The sequence below is a fragment of the Marinobacterium ramblicola genome, from assembly GCF_019084545.1.
Lineage (GTDB): Bacteria > Pseudomonadota > Gammaproteobacteria > Pseudomonadales > Balneatricaceae > Marinobacterium_D > Marinobacterium_D ramblicola.
Window position 1 is genome coordinate 1 of sequence record NZ_JAHREP010000052.1, and the last position, 5,629, is coordinate 5,629.

At 57.6% G+C, this 5,629-nt stretch carries 6 protein-coding genes; 4 read left to right on the top strand and 2 right to left on the bottom strand.

What is annotated here, in order from left to right; genetic code table 11:
• Positions 1-137: 137 nt before the first annotated feature.
• The 4 genes from KQ940_RS22425 to KQ940_RS22440 all read left to right on the top strand — a co-directional run bounded on the left by KQ940_RS22425 (position 138) and on the right by KQ940_RS22440 (position 3,615).
• Complete coding sequence (locus KQ940_RS22425; protein ID WP_217416878.1) at positions 138-329, top strand: zinc ribbon domain-containing protein; 192 nt, start codon at positions 138-140, stop codon at positions 327-329.
• Positions 330-413: 84 nt separating this feature from the next.
• Positions 414-1,178, top strand: coding sequence for a CHAD domain-containing protein (locus tag KQ940_RS22430; RefSeq protein WP_281419311.1), 765 nt, complete (start codon positions 414-416; stop codon positions 1,176-1,178).
• Between the two features lie 104 nt (positions 1,179-1,282).
• Entirely contained in the window at positions 1,283-2,911 is a 1,629-nt protein-coding gene (locus KQ940_RS22435; RefSeq protein WP_217416880.1) for a methyl-accepting chemotaxis protein, read from the top strand.
• Positions 2,912-2,973: 62 nt separating this feature from the next.
• Positions 2,974-3,615, top strand: a complete 642-nt coding sequence (locus tag KQ940_RS22440; protein ID WP_217416881.1) for an MBL fold metallo-hydrolase — start codon at positions 2,974-2,976, stop codon at positions 3,613-3,615.
• A 2-nt stretch (positions 3,616-3,617) separates the two neighbouring features.
• On the opposite strand, the gene KQ940_RS22445 is transcribed toward KQ940_RS22440, so the two are convergent.
• Both KQ940_RS22445 and pfkA read right to left on the bottom strand, forming a co-directional pair.
• Positions 3,618-4,226 (bottom strand): DUF502 domain-containing protein, encoded by a 609-nt coding sequence (locus tag KQ940_RS22445; protein WP_217416882.1) that lies wholly within the window; start codon positions 4,224-4,226, stop codon positions 3,618-3,620.
• Positions 4,227-4,234: 8 nt separating this feature from the next.
• Positions 4,235-5,239 carry a 6-phosphofructokinase gene (gene pfkA / locus KQ940_RS22450; protein WP_217416883.1) on the bottom strand — a complete coding sequence of 335 codons (1,005 nt, stop codon included), beginning with the start codon at positions 5,237-5,239 and terminating at the stop codon, positions 4,235-4,237.
• Positions 5,240-5,629 lie beyond the last annotated feature (390 nt).

The window sequence follows — 5,629 nt, forward strand, 5'->3', positions numbered from 1 at the left end:
TCATCGCGTGTCGCACGGAAGCGGTGCCACCGGCCCGGACCGGCACGCATCGTGGCTACGTAGTGCGATTGCCCTGCAAAGCGTGGGGAATCGTCTATAACTGAAAGCAGGTTTCATGATCGCATCGAGGTATAGGTATGAATCCGCAGGAGGATGTTGAGGTCAGCTGCCCCTGGTGCAGTGAATCGGTGATCCTGGTCATCGAGTGCATAGAGCCTGAGCAGGAGTACACCGAAGATTGCCCCGTCTGCTGCGCTCCCATCTTTGTCAGAGTTGACATCCCATCGTTGGGGTTGCCGCGAGTCGAGGTCGAGCGGGAGGGGGGATAACCCCGTCCAGGAAGGGCTTGAATGGGTGAAGAGCGCCGGGTCCCGGCAAAAAAATATTCAGCGAGACTGAAAGCCTGTGGTGGGATGATATTGGATGAGGCGCGGGATCAGATGCGGCGCCGAGATAAGCTGGGTCAAAAAGAGGCGATACATCAGCTGCGGGTGGCGATGAAGCGGATGCGGGCGTTGCTCCGGCTGGTCAAATCCCATGTCAACGGCGAGGCGTATGCACAACTCGATAAGCTCTGCCGTACGTTGTCTGACGACCTCGCTATCAATCGAGATTCCGACGTGGTGCTGGACACTCTGCAGCTGTTAGCCGCCGACAGCATGAGTTCAGCTGCGTATCTGCGCCTGCATGAGGTGCTCAGGCTATATGACGGTAAAGCCAGTTCCCCCGCCACTCCCCAAACGCCTGATTGGCAGAAAACCGTGATGTTACTGGAGCGGATCGATCAGTCATTCTCTCAGTTATCGTTGAAGAACATAGATAAGCGGGATCTGCGCAAAGGCGTCGAGCGTGGTTTGCGTAAAGGTAGCAAGCTTTGGCGCCAAGCACAGAAACGGTCGGATACCGATATCCTGCATGACTGGCGCAAGGTGGTTAAATGCACTCTGTATCAGAAACAGCTGCTCTGGCGTAGCGACCGAAGGAGCAAGTTATTGAAGAGTCTCGGCAGCTGCCTGGGCGATCTGCACGACCTGGATATGCTGGAACAGCATCTCCTCGAACGGCGACGCTGGATCTGGCAGGAGGACCTCGAGTGGTTGGGATCCCGCGTACGTCAGCGGCGCGAGCGTTTGCTTGGCCAGGCTGATCAATGTGCCAAGCAGATCTACATCAATTAGGCGATCTAAGGGTCTGGACGCCGATGGTTCCAGACTTCAAGCGGTGCTAGTCTGGGCCTAATATCCTTCTAAACCTGAATGTTCCATGGAAAAGGAGTCTGTCCATGAGCTTGTCCAACCTCTCTGTGCGCGGAAAACTTTGGTCGCTGGTGCTGATCGCCGCTGCGTTGCTGGGATTGGTCTCACTGATGGCGTTGCAGGAGATGCGTGCCTCACTGTTCACTGAACGTGCGCAGAAACTCAAGGCCCTCGCTGATGTATCTTATCGCGTTCTGGAAGCCGAGCAGAGGCGTGTCGACGCCGGGGAGATAACGCTTGAGCAGGCACAGCATAGTGCCAAAGATCTGCTGGAAAACATGCGCTACGGAGAGGAGGGCTACTTTTTCGTGTTGGATAAGCAGGTCCGATTTGTCATGCATGGGGCGGATCCCAAACTGGTCGGCAAATCGATGGCGCAGTCCAGCAGTGCGGATGGTCAGCGGATCTTTGTCGATATGGCGGGCCTGCTGGGCAGTTCCGTTGACGAAAAATATTTCAGCTATACCTGGCCCAAGGCGGGAGAGCGTGAGCCGCAGGAAAAACTGAGTATTGTGCGTGCCTTCGAACCCTGGGGGTGGGTTGTTGGAACCGGCCTCTATGTGCAGGATATCAACTCAACCTTTATTGATGACGTGGTGCATGTGGGTTTGCAACTGCTGGCAGCACTGGTGCTCATGGGCGGTCTGGCCTGGTTCATTGGCCGAGCCATCTGCCGTCCGCTGGACCGCATCAATGAGGTGATGGTCAAGGTGGCGGAAGGCGATCTCAGAGAACGTACCGGGTTGAGTTCACGCGATGAACTGGGTGAGGTGGGGCGTCGGATCGACAAAACCCTGGAGGTATTCCGCGCCCTGGTTCACAACATCTCCGCGAGTTCGACTCAGTTGACCGGCAGTGCGTCCGAGCTGGCCAGCAGTGCGGATCAGACCAGCCAGGCGCTGAGTCGACAGGCTCAGGAGGCCGAGCTGCTCTCGGCCGCGATGAACGAGATGGCGGCCAGCATCCATGAAATCGCGCGCACGGCAGGCGAGACGTCCAGTGCCATTGACAGCGCCGATCATGAAGCGGATGAGGGTAGCCGAGATGTGGACGATACCGTGTCCCGTATCAAGGCGCTGGCGATAGAGGTCGAGGAGGCGTCGAGTGTAATCAAGGCGCTGGAGGGAGACACCGAACAGATCAGCGAAGTGCTGGGTCAGATCGCGGCGATCTCCGAGCAAACCAATCTGCTGGCGCTGAATGCGGCGATCGAGGCCGCGCGTGCAGGAGACTCAGGGCGCGGTTTTGCGGTTGTAGCGGACGAAGTGCGCCAGTTGGCTCAGCGTACGCGTGGTTCGACCGAGCAGATCCGGGATATGAATGAGCGCCTGAGCAAGGCGGCCAAGCGTGCGGTCGAGGTGATGGAGCGTTCCAGTCAGCGTGCAGATGAAAGTGTTGAGCGTGCCCTGTTGGCTGGAGAGGAGCTGTCACGTATCGTCGCTGACATGAACGCGGTAAGGGATATGGGGGTCCAGGTTGCAGCCGCTACCGAGGAGCAGAGTGCGGTATCCGAAGAGATGAACAACAACCTGCTGTCGATTACCCAGGCCTCTGAAGCGACGGTCAGCGCGGCAAACACCGTGGCGGCCAGCAGCGAACAGCTCAAAGGGCTGGCGACCCAGCTGCAGCATGAGATCAGCCGTTTCCGCACCTGATTGGGCTCCGCGAGCGCCCCGGGTATACTGGGGCGCTCATCACCAGCTTTCCGAGTATTGTCATGAAATTCCGCATCATTCCCGTCACCCCCTTTCAGCAAAACTGCAGCCTGCTCTGGTGTGAAGAGACTCTGGAAGCGGCAGTGGTCGATCCGGGTGGTGACCTTGGCTTGATCCTGTCGGCGATAGAGGAGGAGGGGGTGAAACTCACCCGCATACTGCTTACCCATGGTCATCTCGATCATGTCGGTGGTACCGCGGAACTGGTCAAGCTCACCGGTGTACCGATTGAGGGGCCGGAACAGGAGGACCGGTTCTGGATCGACAGCCTGACCCAGCAGTGCGCCATGTTCGGCTTCGAGCAGGTCGACAGCTTCACGCCGGATCGCTGGTTAAAGGACGGCGACAGTGTTCAGGTAGGCCGGCAGAGCCTGGAGGTATTGCATTGCCCGGGGCACACGCCAGGCCATGTGGTGTTCTATGATCGCGAAGAACAGCTGGCGCTGGTCGGTGATGTACTGTTCCAGGGCTCGATCGGCCGGACCGACTTCCCTCGCGGTGACCATGCGCAGCTGATTCGCTCGATCAAGGAAAAGCTGTTTCCTCTCGGCGACGACGTCCGTTTCGTCCCTGGCCATGGACCCATGTCGACGTTCGGCGTAGAGCGTCGAACCAACCCTTTTGTTTCCGATCGCTGGGGCTGATCCTATTCACCGCCCCGATTGCTGATGGAAACCCCTCCGCTGACAATGAAAGCCGTCACCTGGCTCGCCTTTGCATTCAGCGGCGTAACACGCTCTTTGGGCACGATCAGCAGGTTGCCGGAAAAGTTGTATGAGTGTGGCAAGTAGACTGCTACCTCTTCCTGCAATCCAAACATCGAAAGGTCGTCCCGAGTAATAAAGCCCGCCACCCGTATACCGGGGTCGGCCGTCAGCTGAACCAGTACTGGACGGTCGAACCCCCGGTTATCGCCGAGCAGTGCGGTAAACAGGTCGGTTAACGAGGTATAAAGCAGGCGGACCAGCGGAATACGTTGCAATAGCTGATCGAACCAGCTCAGGATGAAGCGTCCGAGATAGATCGATGCCAGCATGCCGGTGAAGATGATTAGCCCCAGTACCAGCGCTAAACCAAGGAGCGAAGTCAACCAGGTAGGTAGCTCAACTCCGATCAGCTTTTCCAGGTGCTCGCCGATGATCGAGAACATCAGCTCATTCAAAGTGCCGACAATGACCCAGACCAGATACACGGTCAGCAATGCCGGCAGCAGGACCAGTAGCCCCTGGAAAAAGAAACGTAGAATGAGTTTCATGTCCCCTCCTAGCGGTGGACCTGCAGTGCAAGGTCAAGCAGTGTTGGATCAAGCCCTTTGCGGAAGCGGATTATATCCTCGAGGGGGACATCCAGTATCTGACCGTCGCGCACGCCGACCATGATGTCGGAGTAGCCGGCACAGAGATAGCTGACCGCCATAGCACCCATGCAGGTTGCCAACACCCGATCGTGACCGGTGGGGCTGCCGCCACGCTGTATATGGCCGAGAATGCAGACGCGGGGATCCTGCCCGTGCTCCTTCAGTTGCTCCGCAAGACGATAGGTCAGACCAGGCACCGGACCCTCGGCGACGACAATGATACCGCTCGAGCCTGTACCGGCCCTTCGCGCCGCTGCCAGCTCCTCGCTGATGCGCTCGATCTCGATCGCCCGTTCCGGTACCAGAATCATCTCCGCACCGGCCGCCATGCCGACATGAATAGCGATAAACCCGGAAGCACGACCCATCACCTCGACCAGGAAGTGACGCTCGTGGGAGGAGGCGGTGTCGCGAATCCGGTCGATCGCTTCGAGCGCGGTATTCACCGCCGTATCGAAGCCAATCGTATCGTCAGTTCCGAATATATCGTTGTCGATGGTACCCGGCAGCCCGATCACCTCGATCCCCGTTTCCTGCTGCAACAGATGGGCACCGGTCAGCGAACCATCGCCGCCGATGACGACCAGCGCATCTATACCCCGTGCCCTGAGTATTGCGGCTGCACTAGCGCGCACCTCGGGTTTTTTAAATGCCTCGCAGCGATCACTTTTCAGGATCGTGCCGCCCCGTTGCACGATGTTGCTTACCGAAGAGGAGGACATCGGTGCCATATCGTCGCTGATCAGGCCGCTGTAACCTCGGTTGATACCGAATACCTCGATCCCCTGATGCAGTGCGGCACGCACTACGCCTCGAATGGCGGGGTTCATGCCAGGGGCATCGCCACCGCTAGTCAGAATCGCGATTGACCGGACAGATTGCTGGGCTGTCAGTGACGGCAGCGTATACATCTTGCTCTCCTTGTCTCCACCAGCTGGAAACGGGCCTGGTGCCTAAAACGAAACTGCTAAGAAGCTATCATCGGATGATGACAACACCGATGTCCAGATCGAGTTGATGTCCACTGTCGCGTTTTGTTCCGGAAGGATTTTCGCGATATTGGTTTCTCGGGGCGTTGGAACTGGATTGATCATCTAAGCATTAAATCCGGTTGACAGTAATATTTGGATACGTAGAATACGCCCCCACTTCAGCGCCCACGGGCGGTTAGCTTCGCGATTCAAGTCGTCGAAATAACAGCAAAAAGTCGTTGACACTGAAGATTGAGGCGGTAAGATATGCGCCTCGCTTGAGCAAGCCCCTCGGTAACGGGAAGCGCTGCTCAGCACGCTCTTTAACAA